General features: G+C 41.2%; 20 protein-coding genes and 5 tRNA genes. 14 read left to right on the forward strand and 11 right to left on the reverse strand.

What is annotated here, in order from left to right; all coding sequences use genetic code 11:
* Positions 1-128: 128 nt before the first annotated feature.
* From rlmM to NLF92_RS01620, 3 genes are read right to left on the reverse strand one after another with little or no spacing between them, the layout of a single operon-like run.
* The gene (rlmM, locus tag NLF92_RS01610; RefSeq protein ID WP_254098173.1) at positions 129-1235 is read right to left on the reverse strand and encodes a 23S rRNA (cytidine(2498)-2'-O)-methyltransferase RlmM; all 1107 of its coding nucleotides are present in this window, start codon (positions 1233-1235) and stop codon (positions 129-131) included.
* A 5-nt stretch (positions 1236-1240) separates the two neighbouring features.
* Complete coding sequence (locus NLF92_RS01615; RefSeq protein WP_254098175.1) at positions 1241-1696, reverse strand: DUF423 domain-containing protein; 456 nt, start codon at positions 1694-1696, stop codon at positions 1241-1243.
* Entirely contained in the window at positions 1689-2591 is a 903-nt protein-coding gene (locus NLF92_RS01620; RefSeq protein WP_254098177.1) for a transcriptional regulator GcvA, read from the reverse strand. Before NLF92_RS01620 ends, NLF92_RS01615 begins: the two co-directional genes overlap by 8 nt.
* A 201-nt stretch (positions 2592-2792) precedes the next feature.
* Between NLF92_RS01620 and NLF92_RS01625 the strand changes: the two genes are divergently transcribed.
* A complete protein-coding gene (locus NLF92_RS01625; protein WP_254098179.1) occupies positions 2793-3089 on the forward strand; it encodes a hypothetical protein in 297 nt (98 codons plus the stop codon).
* Between the two features lie 65 nt (positions 3090-3154).
* On the opposite strand, the gene kdsA is transcribed toward NLF92_RS01625, so the two are convergent.
* From kdsA to hemA, 5 genes are read right to left on the reverse strand one after another with little or no spacing between them, the layout of a single operon-like run.
* On the reverse strand, positions 3155-4000 hold the full coding sequence (gene kdsA, locus NLF92_RS01630) for a 3-deoxy-8-phosphooctulonate synthase (RefSeq protein ID WP_254098180.1): 846 nt from the start codon (positions 3998-4000) through the stop codon (positions 3155-3157).
* A 15-nt stretch (positions 4001-4015) separates the two neighbouring features.
* On the reverse strand, positions 4016-4381 hold the full coding sequence (locus NLF92_RS01635; protein ID WP_254098181.1) for a SirB2 family protein: 366 nt from the start codon (positions 4379-4381) through the stop codon (positions 4016-4018).
* A gap of 27 nt (positions 4382-4408) precedes the next feature.
* On the reverse strand, positions 4409-5317 hold the full coding sequence (gene prmC / locus NLF92_RS01640) for a peptide chain release factor N(5)-glutamine methyltransferase (protein ID WP_254098182.1): 909 nt from the start codon (positions 5315-5317) through the stop codon (positions 4409-4411).
* Positions 5318-5322: 5 nt separating this feature from the next.
* Positions 5323-6408, reverse strand: coding sequence for a peptide chain release factor 1 (gene prfA, locus NLF92_RS01645; RefSeq protein ID WP_254098183.1), 1086 nt, complete (start codon positions 6406-6408; stop codon positions 5323-5325).
* Between the two features lie 15 nt (positions 6409-6423).
* On the reverse strand, positions 6424-7695 hold the full coding sequence (gene hemA / locus NLF92_RS01650) for a glutamyl-tRNA reductase (RefSeq protein WP_254098184.1): 1272 nt from the start codon (positions 7693-7695) through the stop codon (positions 6424-6426).
* A gap of 159 nt (positions 7696-7854) precedes the next feature.
* Between hemA and NLF92_RS01655 the strand changes: the two genes are divergently transcribed.
* The 4 genes from NLF92_RS01655 (at position 7855) to NLF92_RS01670 (ending at position 10493) form a co-directional block, all read left to right on the forward strand.
* The gene (locus tag NLF92_RS01655) at positions 7855-8484 is read left to right on the forward strand and encodes an outer membrane lipoprotein LolB (protein ID WP_254098189.1); all 630 of its coding nucleotides are present in this window, start codon (positions 7855-7857) and stop codon (positions 8482-8484) included.
* Positions 8485-8496: 12 nt separating this feature from the next.
* Positions 8497-9420, forward strand: coding sequence for a 4-(cytidine 5'-diphospho)-2-C-methyl-D-erythritol kinase (gene ispE / locus NLF92_RS01660; protein WP_254098191.1), 924 nt, complete (start codon positions 8497-8499; stop codon positions 9418-9420).
* A gap of 4 nt (positions 9421-9424) precedes the next feature.
* Positions 9425-9500: transfer RNA gene (locus NLF92_RS01665), tRNA-Gln, on the forward strand.
* 39 nt (positions 9501-9539) lie between these two features.
* Positions 9540-10493: a ribose-phosphate pyrophosphokinase gene (locus NLF92_RS01670; RefSeq protein WP_254098193.1), complete on the forward strand. Its 954-nt coding sequence runs from the start codon at positions 9540-9542 to the stop codon at positions 10491-10493.
* 243 nt (positions 10494-10736) lie between these two features.
* Here NLF92_RS01670 and NLF92_RS01675 read toward each other — a convergent pair whose 3' ends face one another.
* On the reverse strand, positions 10737-12272 hold the full coding sequence (locus tag NLF92_RS01675; protein ID WP_254098195.1) for a TonB-dependent receptor domain-containing protein: 1536 nt from the start codon (positions 12270-12272) through the stop codon (positions 10737-10739).
* A gap of 721 nt (positions 12273-12993) precedes the next feature.
* On the opposite strand from NLF92_RS01675, the gene NLF92_RS01680 reads away from it, so the two are divergent.
* From NLF92_RS01680 to NLF92_RS01715, 8 genes are all read left to right on the forward strand, one after another.
* On the forward strand, positions 12994-13623 hold the full coding sequence (locus tag NLF92_RS01680; RefSeq protein WP_254098197.1) for a 50S ribosomal protein L25/general stress protein Ctc: 630 nt from the start codon (positions 12994-12996) through the stop codon (positions 13621-13623).
* Between the two features lie 5 nt (positions 13624-13628).
* The gene (pth, locus tag NLF92_RS01685) at positions 13629-14213 is read left to right on the forward strand and encodes an aminoacyl-tRNA hydrolase (protein ID WP_254098199.1); all 585 of its coding nucleotides are present in this window, start codon (positions 13629-13631) and stop codon (positions 14211-14213) included.
* A gap of 15 nt (positions 14214-14228) precedes the next feature.
* Positions 14229-15320, forward strand: a complete 1092-nt coding sequence (gene ychF / locus NLF92_RS01690) for a redox-regulated ATPase YchF (protein WP_254098201.1) — start codon at positions 14229-14231, stop codon at positions 15318-15320.
* A gap of 284 nt (positions 15321-15604) precedes the next feature.
* Positions 15605-15681 (forward strand) — tRNA-Met (locus NLF92_RS01695).
* Between the two features lie 38 nt (positions 15682-15719).
* A tRNA-Leu gene (locus NLF92_RS01700) sits at positions 15720-15804 on the forward strand.
* Between the two features lie 4 nt (positions 15805-15808).
* Positions 15809-15884: transfer RNA gene (locus NLF92_RS01705), tRNA-Gln, on the forward strand.
* A 25-nt stretch (positions 15885-15909) separates the two neighbouring features.
* A tRNA-Gln gene (locus tag NLF92_RS01710) sits at positions 15910-15985 on the forward strand.
* A 169-nt stretch (positions 15986-16154) separates the two neighbouring features.
* On the forward strand, positions 16155-17624 hold the full coding sequence (locus tag NLF92_RS01715; RefSeq protein WP_254098203.1) for an alanine/glycine:cation symporter family protein: 1470 nt from the start codon (positions 16155-16157) through the stop codon (positions 17622-17624).
* A gap of 143 nt (positions 17625-17767) precedes the next feature.
* Here the strand turns inward: NLF92_RS01715 and NLF92_RS01720 are convergent, their stop codons facing one another.
* Entirely contained in the window at positions 17768-17947 is a 180-nt protein-coding gene (locus NLF92_RS01720; protein ID WP_254098205.1) for a hypothetical protein, read from the reverse strand.
* A 3-nt stretch (positions 17948-17950) separates the two neighbouring features.
* Positions 17951-19156: an FAD-dependent monooxygenase gene (locus NLF92_RS01725; RefSeq protein ID WP_254098207.1), complete on the reverse strand. Its 1206-nt coding sequence runs from the start codon at positions 19154-19156 to the stop codon at positions 17951-17953.
* A gap of 154 nt (positions 19157-19310) precedes the next feature.
* Between NLF92_RS01725 and miaB the strand changes: the two genes are divergently transcribed.
* Positions 19311-20729: a tRNA (N6-isopentenyl adenosine(37)-C2)-methylthiotransferase MiaB gene (miaB, locus tag NLF92_RS01730; RefSeq protein WP_254098209.1), complete on the forward strand. Its 1419-nt coding sequence runs from the start codon at positions 19311-19313 to the stop codon at positions 20727-20729.
* Positions 20730-20788 lie beyond the last annotated feature (59 nt).

A 20788-nucleotide genomic window follows, 5' to 3' on the forward strand; every position in this document is an offset into this window, starting at 1 on the left:
TGATAGTTTTTTTTGTAATAACTTGAAAAACTCATCGTGTATTAATAAACAGGCATTCTCTGATAAGCGCATACAAGGATTTTTAAGCAAACTATTCACCGGCATTAACCAGGCTATATTTGTCCAAATTACATGGATTCAGTCACAATACATACCGTTACTTCATCGCGATTGTGATAAAGATGCTTTGCTGCAATACGATAATGCATTTGCTGTTCTTGTAATTTCGCCTCGATGTGCGTTAGTGCTTCTTGCATAGCTGTGAAACGTTGTTTCATGGGCAACTTTAGATTAAAAATGGTATGTTCACATAGCCCATTAACTAGCCAATGAGTCATTAAATTCGCCACTTTATCCGGTTGCTCAATCATATCGCAAACCAGCCAATTTACCTTGCCATATTGTGGTGTATATTTAAAACCATCTGCGGCAAAGTAGTCCACTAAACCAGTGGCCATTAGGCGCTCGTCCATTGCCCCATTATCCACCGCTTCTACTTGCATCTTGCGTTGCACGAGTTGATAAGTCCATCCACCTGGACAAGCACCTAAATCAACCGCAGTGGTATGCTCAGCTAATAATGTCTGTTGTTCATCAGGAGATAAAAAATACCGTATAGCTTCTTCTAATTTCAGCGTTGAACGCGAAGGCGCATCAGGTGGAAATTTCAAGCGGTAGATACCATTTTCAAAGCGGCTGCGATTGCTCGGGACACTGACCCCAAGGTAAGCATGGTCACCCTCTACAAAAAATGTATGCATGCATTTGCCAACAATATTTTGCTGAGAATTTTTGGCTTTTACCGTTTTATTTTGGAGTACCCCCTTGGCTCTTAACATTTGTCGTAGTGGTACAGCGAATTTTCGACAAAACTTCGCTAAGGTCTTACCGTCTTCGGTATCTGCATGTTCAACCACAGCCGATGTAAATGTGCCAAATTCATCACCTTGTAAAACTTCGGCGAAATCAGTCAAACGATCCGTTCTGTTGAGTTGTGGTAAATGGGCAAAGACAAATACCAATTGCCGCGCAAACATCAAATCTACAAAACGGACTTTTTGTTCACAATGAGCCAATTCATCAGGTGTGTAAAATTGAAAATAAACCGCACCGGTATTTAGCTTTACACTAGCATAACCAAATATGCCCTGTGCGGCCGTTGCATGTTCCAACTCTTGCGCTAAATTTTGTTCGTAACCCGCTCGACAATAACATAACAACCCAAGTATCTTCATTTATTTTAACCTTCTGTCGCATGGTAACGCTTGATTGTAAAAAAGAGAGAGACAAATACGCCAAACAACAATACCCAGCCTACTATCAACAAAAAACCACCTAAAGGGGTTAACATGCCAAAATCGGTAATACCCATTAGATGCTTCAAGTAAATCATCCCATTAAACAAGATGACACCAAGGATCCAAAAGTATTGCACCCAAACAAAATATTTTGCATATCTGTTAAGAACCGGAACAAACGAAATAGCACCTAAAACTAATATAGCTAATGCATGAATAATCTGTGTATGTAATGCTATCTCGATACTTTTTTGGGCAACCACAGTATCCATGGGGTTGTGGGTAGACCAGGCACTGAGCAAAAGGTATGACAATCCATAAATAGCACTAATGGCCATGCCGGCAATAGACCAAGCTTTGCTGTTTAAGAGAGTATGGGCGAATAGAGCACTAGGCATTGGCATGTTCCTCGCTTTCTATTTGCTGCACAATCCACTCTCTGAAGATGGTAATTTTTTCTTGGTCAGCAAACGCCGCTTCAGAAACCAAATAAAAACCGTCTTTGGCATCGTAAGACTCTGCAAACGGTGCTATAAGTCGCCCTGAATCCAAGTCGGGTTTAGCTAACAAGGTATTCCCCAAGGCGATACCCTGACCAAGTGCGGCGGCTTGTAGCACTAACATGGAGTGACTAAAAATAGGACCTTGATTCACATTAATATGTGTGAGTTTAAAATGCGATAACCATTGCTTCCACACTGATCTTGACGCATCGTGCAGTAAGGTATGTTTCGCTAGATCATCTAAACAGTTCAACGCTTTCTCACCTTGTAATAATAATGGCGAACATAGGGGCGTTAACGTTTCCGTTTGTAATTTTGTAGAATGTAAATTAGCCCAGCGCCCTCGCCCATAATAAACAGCAACATCAATCGATTCATCTAGATAATTTTCATCAAAATCTACGGCTTTTATCCGCACATCGATATCTGGATACAAGGCTGTAAATAAATTAATTCTGGGTACCAGCCATTGGCTAGCAAAACTGGCTGGCATACCAATGGTAATAGCACCTTTTGCCCCTTTTGACATCAACTTCTCAGTAGCATCGTGAATATGCGCAAAAATTTCTTTTATATCTAAGTAATAGGCCTGACCTTCCTCGGTCAATAGAAGGGTCCTATTTTTTCGCAAAAACAACTTCATATGCAAATAGTCTTCTAATAACTTAATTTGATGACTAATTGCCGCCTGGGTCACAAACAATTCATCGGCAGCTTTGGTAAAAGACAAATGCTTAGCAGCAGCTTCAAAAGCACGTAAAGCGTTTAACGGAGGGTATCTTTTACGCATTCAATTACACCTATTTAACAATGACATAACAATCATACTAACATTAGTTTTTTTTATGATAAAGTGATAATTCTTTTCATTTCATATTGTTCAAAAAACACCCTATCATGCGCCACATGGACTGGCACATCACAGTAGTTAAGCTAGGCCATGAGATTTGTAGGGGCAAAGCTCCATCAACATATTGAAATGAGAAAAGTAATGAAACCAGTAAAACCAAAGAAAATTGCAAGCAAAAAAAGAATGATACCCATGGTTAGCGTCGCTGCATTTATCTTTAGCGCGAATGCACAAGCCATATTAGTAAATAACAATGAAACATTGAATGCGCAAGAAATCCAAACCATCATCGCAACCACAGTGGCTGACGCCATGAGTGATGTAAAGCATCACCTGCAAAAAGAAAAGGAAGAAACATTACCAAAGCTTGCTTTAGCTGAGCAACAATTAGTACAAGCAGAGGCAAGCGAAAAAATCATTCCAGGCATCTCAGAATAAACCAGGCAACAGCGTGTCCATATTAAATGCAAACGCTGTTGACGCCTACTTTTTAGCCATAAATATCAATCCGCAGAAGTATCCAATGGCGGGAATGATTTAACTAACTCATCTACCGCTTGCATCTGCGCTAAGTAAGGCTCTAGTTTGTCTAACTGTAGCGCACAAGGACCATCGCATTTCGCCTCATTAGGTTCTGGATGCGCCTCAATAAATAATCCTGCCAACCCAAGTGCCATACCACTTCTGGCTAATTGAGCTGCTTGTGCTCTACGCCCATCTGCGGATGACTCACGACCACCAGGTTTTTGTAAGGCATGGGTTGCATCAAAAATAACAGGAGCCATCGTTTTCATTTCGTCCATGCCAAGCATATCAACCACTAAGTTGTTGTAGCCATAACATGAACCTCGTTCACACAACAGAACGTTTTCATTACCGGCTTCAGCAAACTTTTTAATAATATGACGCATTTCATGGGCAGCTAAAAACTGCGGCTTTTTCACATTGATAACAGCGTTAGTTTGCGCCATCGCTACCACCAAATCGGTCTGACGTGCCAAAAATGCGGGTAACTGAATAACATCAACAACCTCTGCAACCGGCGCAGCTTGATATGGTTCGTGCACGTCAGTAATAATCGGGACGTTAAATGTTTGCTTAATTTCTTCAAAAATACGCAAACCTTCCTCTAAGCCTGGACCGCGATAGGAATGTACTGACGAGCGATTAGCTTTGTCAAAAGAAGCTTTAAACACATATGGGATCCCAAGCTTTTCAGTCACCGCGACATAGTGTTCTGCAATTTGTAATGCTAAATCACGAGACTCCAGTACATTCATTCCACCAAAAAGTACGAAAGGCTGGTCATTAGCAACTGTATGTTGCCCTACTTTGCATGCTGTTATCATAAAATTCTCTAATAATTAAAATAATGGCGTTTTGGAAAAGGCAACTTGCACCGTGATCATGACCCACGTCAAAGCCCCAATAAAACCAACGACGCGCATAGCGTTATTTCTAGCCCATTTGATAATCAAGGTTGCCATCAACACATATAACACTAAACCAATAAGCTTGCTCGTCACCCAGTCGTGGACAAAGGGGTATTGCTCAAGCACTACACACAATCCTATCGCTGAGCCAAGCAAAACAGTATAAACAATATGCGGTAGAATTTTTAACCACTTTGCATCTTTGAATTTCATATCAAATGTATGCGCAATAAACTGCAATGTGACTAACACCAGTGATAAACCAAGCGCTGTCAGGTGTAAATGTTTAAACATCATGTACATAAAAAAGCCTTTTTTGTTATTTTAAATGAATTCATATTGAGCGTAAGTAATTCTAGGTTGCCCAGCATAATCGCATATTGTAGTGATATGTGAAAAGTTATTTTGAGCAAAAACAGTTTGTATCGCTGGACCTTGGTGTTGACCATGTTCTAACAATAACCAACCATCCTTTAATAAATATTGAGGAGCTTCGGTAATGATTGTTTTTATATCAGCAAGGCCATTATCTACTGCGGTAAGTGCAGTCATTGGCTCGTGCACAATATCTCCAATTTGCAAATAAGGGCTATCCGGTTCAACATAAGGAGGATTACTAACAATCACGGCGAATTTTCCCGTAACAGTAGCAAACCAGTCACTCTGAAAGACCTCAAAATTAGCTACGCGTAACCTTTCTTGGTTCGATTTTGCAAGCTTCACTGCTTCCTCAACAAAATCTACTGCAACAACACGTATGGTTGGCTCAGCTATGGCTATAGACAGGCCTATCGCCCCGGTTCCCGTCCCCAGATCAAGACAAGGGCCAGCAGCTAAGCGGTGTTTTTCAAGCGCTAGGTCTACAAGGATCTCAGTTTCAGGACGAGGAATTAAAGTGCAAGGCGCAACGAGAAACTCACTATCATAAAAGGCCTGTTTACCCAAAATATAGGCAACGGGTTGACCCGTTTTTCGGACATTTATCCAGGTTTGAAATTGTTGCCATGCGTCTGCAGCAATCTGCTTGTCTGACCAAGTGAATAAATACGCGGTGGAAACGTCAAGTGCTGCACAAAGTAAAATCCGAGTATCCGTTTTAGCATCTTGGTCAGTGTATTGCGTTTGAGCGCCACTATGCGTACTTTTTAATACTTCGCACTCTTGTGTTCCCCACTCTAGTGCTTGGCCAATAGTTGGACACTGAGCGTCTGGCGCCATAGGTATGTTAGTCAAGAAGCTTAATCGCCTGATAATTGGGCAAGGAGATCAGCTTGGTGTTCTTGACGAATCGGTTCTAATAAAGCATCAACATCGCCTGCTACAACATCATCTAACTTGTACAATGTTAGGTTGATGCGGTGATCAGTCACTCGCCCTTGTGGATAATTGTAAGTACGGATCCGCTCTGAGCGATCACCACTTCCAACTAGACTTTTACGTGTACTTGCTTCTTCTGCAGCACGTTTTTCTTCTTCAATGTTATTTAAACGAGACTGTAATACAGACATCGCCTTCGCACGGTTTTTATGCTGTGAACGTTCATCTTGACATTCAACCACTAAACCAGACGGTATATGGGTAATACGAATAGCTGAATCCGTTTTATTAACGTGCTGACCACCCGCACCTGATGCCCTAAAGGTATCAATGCGTAAGTCCGCTGGATTGATATCAATAGCTTCAGACTCCGGTACTTCGGCAAGCACCGCAACCGTACAGGCAGAGGTGTGAATACGGCCTTGGCTTTCTGTTTCTGGAACACGTTGTACACGATGACCACCTGATTCAAACTTCAGTACTCCAAAAGCGCCGTCACCAATAATATTGGCAATCACTTCTTTATACCCACCGTGTTCGCCTTCATTCGCAGAAACTTGCTCGACACGCCAACCTTTGGTTTCTGCATAACGTGAATACATGCGATACAAGTCACCGGCAAAAATAGCCGCCTCATCACCTCCCGCGCCGGCTCGAATTTCTAAGAAACAGTTGCTATCATCGTTAGGGTCTTTGGGCAGTAATAAAATCTGTAGCGTTTGCTCAAGCTCTTCTACTGTCGTTTTAGCGGCTTTTAGCTCCTCTTGGGCCATCTCACGCATTTCAGCATCATCTTCTTTGAGCATTTCTTGAGCAGAAACAATATCCTCTACCGCTTGCTGATATTGCCTAAAGTGCTTAACAACATCTTCTAGTTGGGCATACTCTTTAGACAGTGCTTTAAATTTATCTTGATTACCAATTACTTCTGGATCACTTAACAAAGCCTGGACTTCTTCAAAGCGTTCTACCAGCATTTCTAATTTTACAACAACTGACTGTTTCATCGTTTTCCTAAGATCTTAATTGGAGCTTGCATCGGGTTTAGTTCCCAAAACTGCTTTTAAAAGGTTTAACACCGCCGGATCACCTTGGGCAATCAGCTGACTTAAAATTTTGGTTGGTGCATGACTTAATTGATTTGTTAACTTATACGAAAACTCATCAAGTGCTTGGTCTATATCTTGCCCGTCCGCTATTTGTTGTTTGCACTTTGCCAAAAGTTTATCGCGAACGTGTTGGTTCGCTTCGCGATAGCCCTTTACAATATCCACAGAAGCTTGACTCTGTTGCCATTGTTCATACTGGCTAATTTGCACTTTTATTAAATCTAACGCTTCAAGTGCCGCTTGTTCACGGTTTGCTAAATTCTCTTGTACTATCTGCTGTAAATCATCAACAGTGTATAAATAGATTTCATCTAAGTGCCCGACTTCACCTTCGATATCACGAGGTACAGCTATATCAACCATTAACATGGGTTTGTGTTTGCGTTCGGTCAAAGCGTGTTCAACCATACCCTTGCCAATAATTGGCAATTGAGAAGCCGTTGAACTTATTACGATATCAGCAGAAGCCAGGTGTGAAGGAAGTTGATTCAAAGTAATCGCATGACCATTAAACTTTTGTGCTATGTCTTGAGCCTTTGCTAAAGTGCGGTTCGCTACATCAATATTTACTGCACCTTGTTCGTGTAAATGCTTGGCGACTAACTCGATGGTTTCACCCGCACCCACTAATAAAACGTTTGCTTTGTGCAAGGGAGAAAAAATTTGCTTGGCTAACTGAACCGCTGCAAAAGCTACAGAGACGGCGTTTGCCCCGATTTCGGTTTCATTGCGAACGCGTTTAGCAACCTGAAACGTGTGTTCAAAAACCTTATGAAACTCATTTGTCAAAGCAGCATGATGTCGAGCATCGCTCACTGCTTGTTTGACCTGACCCAAGATTTGTGGCTCACCTAAGATCAGTGAATCGAGTCCACTAGCAACTTTCATTATATGCTCTAAAGCTTGTCCATTTTCATGCAAATAAGCGTGTTTTTTTACATCGTACTCATCTATTTGATGAAAATTCGCTAACCATTCATAAACAAAGTTACTGTTGGCACTATCATCAGCTTCTAGATAGATCTCTGTTCTATTACACGTTGATAAGACAACGGAACCACTGACGTCTGGAATATTTTTTAAACTCGCAAAAGCATCCGCCAACGAGTCTGGCGTAAAAGCAACCTTTTCTCTAAGGTCAACCGATGCGGTATTGTGGTTAATGCCAAAGGCAATTATCGTCATGCGTCATGTTCATAATTAATTCGGGTGCATTGTACGAAAAAGCCTGCCTGATTAAAAGGTTAACGCACAGGTATTTCTCATAGACAGGATGATTGTTCGAGTTATACAATATTAAAAAATCACACCAACGAACAATTTTGATTGTTAAGAAGGTTTATTTTGCCTCGTGCATTCCAACTTTATAAATACCTATGCAACGTTGTACTGCTTATAGCTTTACTGCTGCAATCGGGATGCACCACTGTAACATCAAAAAGTCTAACCACGACTGCCAACATCTCTGAGTTAACTACTTTTCAGGTCAATGGACGCTTGGCTGTTATTCAGCCTACCAAAAAACAATCTGCGTATTTTTATTGGCAACAAAACAATGAAGATTATAAGCTGACCGTAAATACTTTTTTAGGGATTAATGTATTCACCGCCAAACGCGATAAGCAAGGTATCACGATTACCACAAGCGAGAAGTCCTACACGAATTCAGCACCACAGGTTTTACTTTTTGAGCTCACTGGATGGTGGTTACCGTTAGACGAGTTAAATTCATGGTTTAAGGCTGACTTGAACCCTAGCCAGGGCGACATTACGATGTATGAATCTTCGTATGTCACAGGCAAGGTCAAAACATTTACTCCTTTTTGCCCACAATTTAGCTGTCCTCAAAGTGTCTCTATTACTTACAAAGACTACCGGAATGTCGGTCAACTAACATTACCTTTTTCAATTACCGTAGATGTTGACGGTGATATCAAACAGAGTATTCGTATCAAAATTAAAGAATGGTTATAAGAGAAATCTTGCATGAGCTTATTAGCACGTTATCAACACGAAATATGGCCTAGTCCTGCAAAACTAAATTTATTTTTACATATAACCGGACAACGTGCGGATGGTTATCACGAACTACAATCCTTATTTCAAATGCTGGATCATGGAGATTCCTTACAATTTTCCCCTAATGCTGATGATGAAATTCAATTATTAACACCGTTTAAAGATGTATTATCGTGTGACAATTTGATTGTCAAAGCCGCACAGGCCTTATACAAAAAAGCCACAGAAGATGGTCTAGGTAATCTTTGCGGTGTGGCTATTAATATCGATAAAACACTTCCCATGGGCGGCGGTTTAGGTGGCGGTTCAACCAATGCAGCAACGACGCTAGTTGTCTTGAATCATTTATGGGAATGTCATTATTCATTGGCAGAGTTGGCACAACTAGGATTGTCCTTAGGGGCTGACGTGCCGGTATTTATTAACGGTAAAACTACCTTTGCCGAAGGCGTCGGTGAACATTTTTTCCCAGTACCCAATAGTGCTGAATCAGAACAATACTATTTAGTTGTTCATCCAAATGAACACATTTCCACAAAAACGATTTTCTCGCATGAAAATTTGCCGAGAAATACCGCGAAAATCGATTTTACACACTATAATTTTGCTAATACCCGAAATGATTGTCAGGAATTAGTCGTAAACTTGTATCCTAAGGTTGCATATTTATTACAGCACTTGTTACACTACGCACCGTCGAGAATGACGGGAACCGGTGCTTGTATTTTCGCCGTTTTTGACAAGGAAGAAACTGCACTTGAGGTGTTAGAATTACTCAAACACCGACAAATATTGGACAATAACACCACTGCATTTGTTGCAAAAGGTGTAGCAGAATCACCACTGCTGACAAAAATAAAGACCATATTTGACGTTCGGGACAAGGATTAACAATTGGGGTATAGCCAAGTTGGTAAGGCAGCGGGTTTTGATCCCGCCATCCGTAGGTTCGAGTCCTGCTACCCCAGCCATATCTTTTATAATAAACCTTCGCACTAAGGAAACTACCTGTGCCAGACATGAAGATTTTCGCCGGTAATGCGGTCCCAGAGCTAGCTAATAAAGTAGCTGAACGCTTATACACAAAACTAGGTAATGCCACTGTCAGTCGTTTTAGCGACGGAGAAATTTCTGTAGAAATACATGAAAATGTTCGTGGTTCTGATGTATTCATCATTCAATCTACTTGTGCCCCTACTAATGATAACCTAATGGAATTGATCGTCATGATCGATGCCCTAAGACGCGCCTCGGCTGGCCGGATTACTGCGGTTATTCCCTATTTTGGTTATGCCCGTCAAGATCGTCGTGTACGGTCAGCACGTGTGCCAATTACCGCAAAAGTTGTGGCTGATTTCCTATCTAATGTAGGTGTTGACCGTGTCTTGACTATCGACTTACACGCAGAACAAATTCAAGGATTCTTTGATGTCCCAGTAGACAACGCGTTTGGTACTCCAATTTTATTGGCTGATATGCAAAAACGTGATTTCCACGACCCGGTGGTTGTTTCACCAGATATCGGTGGTGTAGTGAGAGCGCGTGCAACAGCAAAATTACTAGACGATATCGACTTAGCGATTATTGATAAACGTCGCCCCAAGGCAAACGTAGCCAAAGTCATGAATATTATTGGTGACGTTAAAGATCGCGACTGTATCATTGTCGATGACATGATTGATACCGGTGGTACGCTAGCCAAAGCTGCAGAAGCTTTAAAAGACCACGGTGCTCGTCGCGTCTTTGCCTATGCTACACATGCTATTTTTTCAGGTCGTGCACCGGAAAATCTAGAAGCATCGGTCATTGACGAGATTATTGTTACTGACAGTATTCCTTTATGTGAAAAGATGCAGAAAGTGAGTAAAGTCAAGCAACTAACTTTATCAGATATGTTGGCTGAGACGATTCGTCGTATTTCTAACGAAGAATCTATTTCTGCAATGTTTGGCTCAGAAAGCTAGAAACCCATACGTTTAGGATGAGACAAAAGGAGGCTTTAGCCTCCTTTTTTATTTGTAAAAAAACAATATGCAGTGTCGATAAATAATTTGATTCTTAGCAATAACTGACACATAGCACTGGTACGCTTTTGCAATCTTAACATTGCTAAATGTAGCCATGATTGGATTAACAATCTAATCTTCTGTATTTCTCCCATAAAAAAACCGCCACTAAGAGCGGCGGTTTTCGTCTAACATACTGATTTAGTATGTATAACGTGCTTGTAGGTACCAAGTACCCCCATTAAAACCAAATGGAGATGCTTCAGAATAAAGCTGACCTAAGCTACCAGCACTTGGGTTTTTATCTGGATATGTATCAAATACGTTATCAATACCTGCAACTAAACGCGTGTTTTCGTTTAACTGATAAGATACTGATACATCGACGAGCACTGCCGAACTGATACCGTTGACACCATTACCAGTATCATCCCAACCACCGTAATAATTAGCACGAACCAATGTGTTGTAGTCACCTTGACTATGTGCCCAAGATACGTTTGCACGTAAGTTAGGTAGTAAATCTTCGATTGCTGCAACACGATCCGTTAATTCAATGGTGTAATAATCGATAGTCCAGCTTGTATCACCGAGATCAAATGCAGCACCAATTGAGAAGTTTTCTGCTTCTTCTGGGCCCAATGTTGGACGACCGTTACCATCTAACTCAATAAAATCAGCGGCTAATTGTCCTGCTGAAGAGAACAAAGGTAACGTACCTTGGTCTATCAACACACCATTGACGTTTTGTGTAGTTACATTAGTAATGTTTGCTTGGCCAGCAGTTGGTGCGTGGAAACCTGTAGAATAAGCACTACGAATACGCACTGAATCAGATACGTGATAAATACCAGCAAGTTTAAAGTCAGTAGTATCACCAAACTGGCTAAAATCTTCGTAACGTACGGCAGTTTGTAATGTTAAGTTTTCAGATACATCGGCTTCTAAATCAACATATATAGCGTTTGAATCTTGTGAAGCTGAAGTATCTGCTGGGAAACCACCAAAGCCGTTAGAGCTTGATGAGAAACCTTGATCAGCCAATGGACCTAAAGCATAAGACGCTGGATCACCAGCAAATAAATCAAATTCTTCTTTACGGTATTCAGCACCAAAGGCTACCGACAAGTCAGATTCAAAACCAACATCAACGTTATAGACAAAGCTTGCGTTGACTAGCGTTTCAGTTTGCTCTTGACCACCTGGCGTAAAGTTACGCGGCGTATCTGGACCTAAAGAGGCATTTACCGTATTACTGATAGCAAAGTCACTGCGGTTTGAACCACGTTGCACACTGAAATCGTAATCTAAGCCAGTACCCACATCAAGCAAACCACGGACACCAAATGTAAATGATACATCTTCGTTTTCACCACCAAAACGCGGTACAAATCCTAGTGGAATGGTTTCTAAGAAACTAAAGCAGTTAGCATCAGCAACGACTTGTGCCAAGAAAGCAGGGTTTGGCACACCGTTTTCAAGAGGAATACCTGAGATACAATTACCGCCTTGGCCTAAACCATCTAAATCACCAACGCGAACTGAAGCAACAGCATCATCAGCATCAGAGGGTAAACCAGTGGTTGGGTTAACCAGAGGACCTCGATAAACACCACCACGGTTAGTCGGGTTACGGAAGAAGAAACCACCTTGAACCGTACGCTGTGCGTAGTTACCAAAGAAGTAAGCTTCAGTATTGTCATTGATTTCAAATGCAGAGTTAACAAATAATTTCACATCATCGTTGACGTCAGGTTGTCCCCAATACTGAGGGACTTCATTAGTGTAGCCATTGATGTTAGAAAATTGGATATCTGGGCTGTAGTAGCCATTATCAATTAACCCTTGGACATCATTACGAACAACAGACCGAACCGTACCGTCGACTTCTTTGATTTCAGCAGTAACATTTAAGAAACCATTGCTCCCAAAGAAAACAAATAGAAAGTTTAAGTGTTAATTTTTATGTCTGTAATTTATCTAGTAACTCATACCACTTGTTCGAACATAGCGTCGGCAACATGGCAGTTTATTCTAAGGTGTGTCGATATTGATATCTTAAATTGATATTCTTTTTATTGTATCTTTATAATTGTGTTTATTGTTGTTTCTGTATTAATCTTTCTAACATTGCAGCGCAAGATTTGTACTGTTTAGCAATGTTTATTGAGCAATTTGAAATTTGTAACTGAATGAATACGTATGCAAGATTAAAATAGAACAAAATCAATGTAAACACAAAAACAAATGCTTTATATAAATAAAACTTATATTACTCTCGCAAAAAGTTGTAAGACTGGGTAATTTCTCTGCGTTTTAAGAACAATAATTTGCATCACAATAGTGCCAATGCTAAACTTCGTCGCCCTTGAAATACAGGGTGTTAGTCTTTCTAACATACATGTTGGTTTTGGTCGCAAAAACCAACTCTTTTTAATATTTTTTTGGAGACATTATTATGTCTGAAGCAATCTTTCATTTAGAAGCAGAAGTCAGAACGGATTTAGGGAAAGGTGCGAGCCGCCGCCTACGTCGTGAAGACAAAGTTCCAGCGATCGTATACGGTGCGGACAAAGAGCCAGTATCTGTTACATTAGCACACAACAAACTTGTTCAAGCACAAGAATTTGAAGCGTTTTATTCACACGTTTTAACTCTTGATATTGCTGGTGAAAAAGTTGATGCTATCGTTAAAGATATGCAACGCCACCCATACAAGCCAAAAATCTTACACGTTGACTTTTTACGTGTAGATGCTTCTAAAGCAATCCACACTACAGTTCCTGTTCACTTCATCAATGAAGATACAGCACCAGCAATCAAAACTGAAGGTGGCCACGCTGAACACCACATCAACGAAATCGATGTTGCGTGTTTACCTGGTAACTTACCTGAGTTCATCGAAGTTGATTTAACTAATGTTGCCCTAGGTCAAACATTACATTTATCAGATGTAACGTTCCCTGAAGGTGTATCTTCAGTTGAACTTGCCAAAGGTGAGTCACACGACTTAGCTGTTGTTACAATAAAAGCAGCTAAAGTGAAAGCAGCAGATGAAGCTGCTGAAGGTGAAGCAGACAGCGAGTAATATCGTTGACTGACATCCGTCTTATCGTGGGCTTGGGTAATCCAGGCCCCGAATATCAAAACACTCGCCACAACGCTGGTGAAATGTTTGTTTCTTCTTTAGCACGAGCTTATTCGTGTTCACTCTCTCCTGAAAGTAAATTCTTTGGCCTAACTGGCCGCACACGCATAGCTGGTCAAGATGTACGTCTACTCTTCCCTACGACTTTTATGAATAAAAGTGGTAAGGCTGTGGCAGCCATAGCAAATTTTTACAAGATTGAGGTAGCAAACATTTTAGTAGCTTTCGATGAACTTGACTTACCACCGGGTATTGCAAAGTTCAAAGTCGGAGGTAGTTCGAGTCAAAACGGTATCAAAGATACTGTGGCGGCACTCGGTAATCAAAAAGACTTTTTGAGACTGCGGATTGGTATCGGCCATCCAGGTCACAAAAGCCGAGTTACCGGACATGTACTGGGCAAAGCCCCAAAAAACGAACAAGAAAAAATCGACGCAGCCATTGATGAAAGTATCAGGGCTACAGAAATATTAATCAAAGAGGACCTAATTGCTGCGCAACAACGTTTGCATAGCTTTTCGGCTGAATAATTCTAGGACATTATTATGGGTTTCAAATGTGGCATAGTGGGTTTACCCAACGTTGGCAAATCAACATTGTTTAATGCATTAACAAAAGCGGGGATCGAAGCTGCTAACTTCCCTTTTTGTACTATTGAACCTAATACTGGCGTTGTCCCTGTTCCTGACCCACGTTTGGATGCATTGGCTGCAATTGTGAATCCACAGAAAATTTTGCCTACCACCATGGAGTTCGTAGATATTGCCGGTCTCGTAGAAGGCGCGTCAAAAGGCGAAGGTTTAGGCAATAAATTCTTGGCTAACATTCGTGAAACGGATGCAATAGGTCATGTTGTTCGTTGTTTTGATGATGAGAATATTGTTCACGTTGCAGGTAAAGTCAATCCTGCAGAAGATATTGATGTAATCAATACTGAATTAGCGTTAGCCGATTTAGACACTGCTGAAAAAGCGATACTACGCGTTAGCAAAAAAGCTAAAGGTGGCGATAGCGAAGCCAAATACGAATTAAAAGTATTAGAGAAAATTAAACCCCATCTAGATGAAGGTCTATTGCTACGTGCATTACCTTTAGAAAAAGAAGAACTCGCAGCTATACAATACATGCACTTCCTGACATTAAAGCCGACTATGTATGTAGCCAATGTCAATGAAGATGGATTTACAGATAATCCTTATCTTGACCAAGTCAAAGATATTGCGGCTAAAGAAAATGCTGTCGTAGTTGCTGTATGTGCGGCGATAGAATCAGAAATTTCTGAATTAGATGATGCCGACAAGGCAGAGTTTTTGGATGAAATGGGCCTTGAAGAACCAGGCTTAAACCGAGTTATTCGTTCTGGCTATAATCTATTAACATTAGAAACATATTTCACAGCCGGAGTAAAAGAAGTGCGAGCTTGGACTTACCCTGTAGGATCGACGGCACCACAAGCAGCCGGTAAAATTCACACTGACTTTGAAAAAGGATTTATTCGTGCCGAAGTCATTGCCTATGATGATTATATTGCAGGAAATGGCGAGCAAGGCGCTAAGGATGCCGGTAAGTGGCGTCTTGAAGGTAAAGACTATATTGTAAAAGATGGTGATGTGATTCATTTCCGTTTTAATGTCTAGGATATGACTTCTGAGTATTTAATATCTGACACAAAAAAGGGCTGAACTAAAATTTCAGCCCTTTTTTTATGCTTTATTTTCATAAGAATAAAGTGTCAAGAATTAGAGCTGTGCATCATATTTTCTTTTGCTGTTAGCTCTTAATTGGTGTTAAAAAGTACATAAAACAGAGCCCTTGATGAAATATACAGCAATTATGCTGTTTTTCACAAAAAACGTTTGACGAAGGCTCTTCTTATATACATAATACGCACCACTTCGATTGGGGCAACCCAGACAAGTATGGCTACGTAGCTCAGCTGGTTAGAGCACATCACTCATAATGATGGGGTCGCAAGTTCGAATCTCGCCGTAGCCACCATTACTTTTTACCACTAAAAGTAATGCGTAATAAGAAATGCGGGAGTGGTGGAATTGGTAGACACGCTGGATTTAGGTTCCAGTGCTTCACGGCGTGAGAGTTCAAGTCTCTCCTTCCGCACCATTGTTGGGGTATAGCCAAGTTGGTAAGGCAGCGGGTTTTGATCCCGCCATCCGTAGGTTCGAGTCCTGCTACCCCAGCCATCTTATTACAATGTATCTTCCCTGTTGGGGTATAGCCAAGTTGGTAAGGCAGCGGGTTTTGATCCCGCCATCCGTAGGTTCGAGTCCTGCTACCCCAGCCATACATTTTCATCCATTTTCATACCATCTTTTTGCGTATTTGAATCGTGCCCCTTTTGCACAATACATTTGTGCATTAATCGTAGCAATAAACACTAAAGCAATGATCTATTTGTATTTTTACCTTAAACTACCCCTTATTAATTTGTCAGCAACGAAAAGAGTTTCTACATGATAGATACATTGTTATCTGGTCTAGATCATCTAGTAGTAAGTACTATTGGATTTATCAACAATATTTTATGGGGCGAAGGTAAAGTTTTAATTTATCTGTTGTTGATTGGCGGGATCTTTTTTACCGTCCGTTTAGGCTTTCTCCAAGTAAAATACTTTCGCCATATGTTCTCTATTATGCGCAATTCAACTGCCTCAGATAAAGCAGGGATATCATCGTTTCAGGCATTATGCACCTCCCTCTCCGCTCGAGTTGGTACCGGTAATCTAGCAGGTGTAGCCGTTGCTATTTCCCTAGGTGGCGCTGGAGCTATTTTTTGGATGTGGGTCATTGCCTTTTTGGGTATGGCAACAGGCTACGCCGAGAGTGTTTTAGGTCAGTTGTATAAAGTCAAAGATTCCAATGGTGAATATCGTGGTGGCCCTGCATATTACATTCAACAAGGATTAAAAAAACGTTGGTTAGCGGTACTCTTTTCACTGTGTTTGTTTATGGGCTATGGTTTTATTTTCAGCGCTGTCCAAGCAAATACCATCACTGACGCATTAAACAATGCTTATGGCATTGATACACTGTACTCAGGCTTAGTCATTATTATTCTTGCAGCACTTATTGTTGTCGGTGGATTAAGGGCTATTGCTAACTTCGCTCAATGGATTGTCCCATTTATGGGAGTGAGTTATGTCCTAATAGCATTAGTCATCACCGTGATTAATATTGACATGCTCCCGACTGTTTTGTCAGATATTGTGTTACAAGCATTTGGTTTGCAAGAAGCTGTAGCCGGCACTTTTGGAGCAGCCATTGCAAATGGGGTACAACGTGGCTTGTATTCCAACGAAGCAGGCTCAGGTAGTGTGCCTCATGCGGCTGCCTCAGCGACTCCCTACCCCAACCACCCTGCATCTCAAGGATTCGTCCAAATGCTAGGGGTATTTGTAGACACTATGGTATTGTGTACAGCGACGGCATTTATCATTTTGCTCGCAGGTGGCTCAGCTGGTGAACAAATGGAAGGTATTCGCCTTACCCAATCAGCAATGGAGTTTCATTTAGGTGATATGGGTAGTGATTTCGTGGCTGCAGCTATCGCTTTATTTGCATTTACCTCCGTTGTAGCAAACTACGCTTACGGTGAAAGTAATTTACATATGTTTAAGCTCGATAATAAAGTCGGCCGTAGTTTGTATACACTAGGTTATTTACTCATGATTTTGTGGGGCTCAATGGCAGCTTTACCAAAGGTTTGGGCAGCTGCAGATATGGCTTTGGGTCTGATGACAGTGATCAATATGTTTGCAATCTTGTGGATGACACCCACCATAGTAGCGTTGACCAAAGACTATGTTAAGCGTCTAGAAAATAAGTCAGACATGACCTATAGAGAGGGTGACTGCATTATTCAAGGTGAAACAGAAACCGGCATTTGGGATACCCAAGGCGATGTCGGTAGTAGCCATAAATAGTGCTTTAAAAAATCACTTACTTAAACAATACCGCTGGTCTCTTATATCAGGCCAGCGCTATTGTTTATTAATATATTGTTTATTGAACGATGATTGACCATTTATTGATGATTACTATTTGTAAAAGTCATTAGTACTCAGGATTAACTCCTAAACATCATCATCACTAATTGCACGACCAGCATTACCCCAATCAAAGGCATAAACCATTTCCCCAGTTTACTTGTCGTTTTATCAGAAACACGCGCACCAGATTTCTCCAACAATGGAATTATCACCACCAAGGCAACAAACAAAATACCAATAATTATAAATATTGTCATAAACTATACACCCATTGCCTTTTTAATCACTGCCTGTTTGGCTGCTCCACCTTTGTCAGCAAGGAATAATCCAGTATTGCGTAATGTACTCAAGAGCGGATTACGATTTGAAAATAAATGATAAAGCGTATCCATAGCCGTCATCATTTGTAAGTTCGCGTGTTTTCTCGGAAGTTCATAAGCACGAGCCAACGGACGTTTCTGCTCAATTGTTGCCAATAAGCAAGCTACATCAGCAAAACCCAGATTCACACCTTGTCCCGCGAGTGGGTTAATACTATGGGCAGCATCACCGATCAGAATCACTTTATCTTGTATATAGCGTTTGGCATGCATTCGCATTAATCCAAAACTCGCTTTATCTAAGACAGTAAAATCGACGACTTGTTCCTGAAGATAAGATGAAAACGATGCGCAAATTTCAGTTTTTAAGGCCGCTGGTTCTAATGCTTTTAACTCGGCTATGCGCTGAGGATGATGATACCAAACCAAACTTGCATGATTATTATGCATCGGCAAAAATGCTTGTGGCCCGTCAGGAGTAAATGCCTGCCAAGTCATACCTTGGGCTAGCTGAGCAGTGTGTTCATCGGCATAAGTTGATGTAATTGAAATACCTAGCGCTTGTTGCTCATAATCCCAGGCAACAGTGCCAATCCCTGCTTGTTTACGGATAGCCGAATGCACCCCATCTGCGGCAATAATCCATTCAGCATTGACAACACTACCGTCCTCACAATAAACCCACCCTTCAAGAGTGTCTGCTCTATCTACTTTGGTGTGCAAAATAGTCACATTGGAATAATCGGTTAAGGCCTGTGTCAAACCCAATTGAGTGATGCGATTCTCAACAAAATACCCCAAACGAGTTTGCTTGACTTCATGTGCATGAAACACCGTCTTTGCCCAAGGTTTATCCCACACCGATAAAGCGTTATATGACTGAACTCGAAGAGCTGCAATATGCTCCCAAGCTCCCAAATTGTCCAATAATTGGACACTTGCTAAAGCCAAGGCGGACATTCGTAAATCAGGGGCTTGGTCAATGGCAAATTCTCTTGCCGGAAACGCTTCGATTAAAACCACCTGTTTACCTTGTTTGGCTAATCCAAGCGCCATTGCTGAACCCACCATACCACCTCCCACTACGACATATTCAGCTGATATGGCTGGTTTAGTCGTATTTGAAGATTTTGTCTTTTGGCTCATAGTTTTACTCGATGTTTATTGCGGCAATCTTATTCTGAATATATTCAACATTATGCGTGACACTAGAATGTTGCGCAATACTAGTCTTTAGATTCAATAAAGAGTAAAATTGAAGAATTGTTAATTAACGTTTCAACATAGGCATTTTGCACGTATGAGCCAAAAATTATATATCAAAACTTGGGGCTGCCAGATGAATGAGTATGACTCAGAGAAAATGGCAGATCTTTTAGACGCAACCCATGGATATACTCTCGCAGAAGAAGCCGAGGATGCTGATGTTATTTTACTCAACACATGCTCTATTCGTGAAAAAGCCCAAGAAAAAGTCTTTCATCAATTAGGACGCTGGAAAAACCTTAAAAAGGATAAGCCAGAACTGATTATTGGTGTTGGGGGTTGTGTTGCCTCTCAAGAAGGCGCCCATATCCGTCAACGTGCACCGTATGTAGATATTATATTCGGTCCACAAACACTGCATCGTTTGCCAGAGATGATCAAAGACATTAAAGGCGGTGAAAAAAGCGTGGTTGATGTATCGTTTCCTGAAATTGAAAAGTTTGACCGTTTACCTGAACCACGTGCCGAAGGCCCTACCGCTTTTGTGTCCATCATGGAAGGTTGTTCCAAATACTGTACGTTTTGTGTTGTTCCTTACACTCGTGGCGAAGAGGTCTCTCGTCCGGTAGATGATGTACTTCTAGAAGTTGCACAGCTTGCTGAGCAAGGTGTCAGAGAAGTTAACTTGTTGGGGCAAAATGTCAATGCTTTCCGTGGCCCGCACCACGACGGTAGCATATGTCGATTTGCAGAACTTTTAGAGCTGATAGCTTCAATAGATGGTATTGACAGGATCCGTTACACGACCTCTCACCCTGTTGAATTTACAGACGATATTATTGACGCTTATGCTTCGATTCCAGAGTTAGTTGATCACTTACACCTGCCGGTACAAAGCGGTTCAGACCGTATTTTGAATCTCATGAAACGCGGTCATACAGCACTCGAGTATAAATCCAAAATCCGTCGTCTACGCAAAGTTCGACCTAATTTAGCGATGTCTTCTGATTTCATTATCGGCTTTCCAGGTGAATCAAAAGAAGATTTTGCAGATACCATGAAATTAATTAACGACATTGAGTACGATTTAAGCTTTAGCTTTATTTACTCTGCTAGACCAGGTACGCCAGCATCAGACTTACCGGATGACGTTAGCGAAGAAGAGAAAAAAGAACGCCTATACATTTTACAAGACCGTATCAACCAATCAGCACAACGTATTGCACGAAATATGCTTGATACCGAACAGCGAGTATTAGTAGAAGGTCCTTCGAAAAAAAATCCAATGGAGTTATCTGGACGTACTGAAAATAACCGTGTGGTTAATTTCGAAGGTACGCCAGACATGATAGGCGAGTTTGTCGATATCCACATTAGTGATGTCTTTAGCAATTCACTGCGCGGCAATGTTGTGCGACGAGAGGCGGATATGGGGTTACGGATCGCCGTATCACCACAATCTATTTTAGCGAAAAAAAATGACAACCTTGGCGTGCAGATTGTCACCCCTTAATCACGTATTTAATCAAGCAGTGTCAGTTTGTCGCTACGCTGCTATACGTTGTACTATAA

The sequence above is a fragment of the Opacimonas viscosa genome (assembly GCF_024199005.1).
GTDB classification, from domain to species: domain Bacteria; phylum Pseudomonadota; class Gammaproteobacteria; order Enterobacterales; family Alteromonadaceae; genus Opacimonas; species Opacimonas viscosa.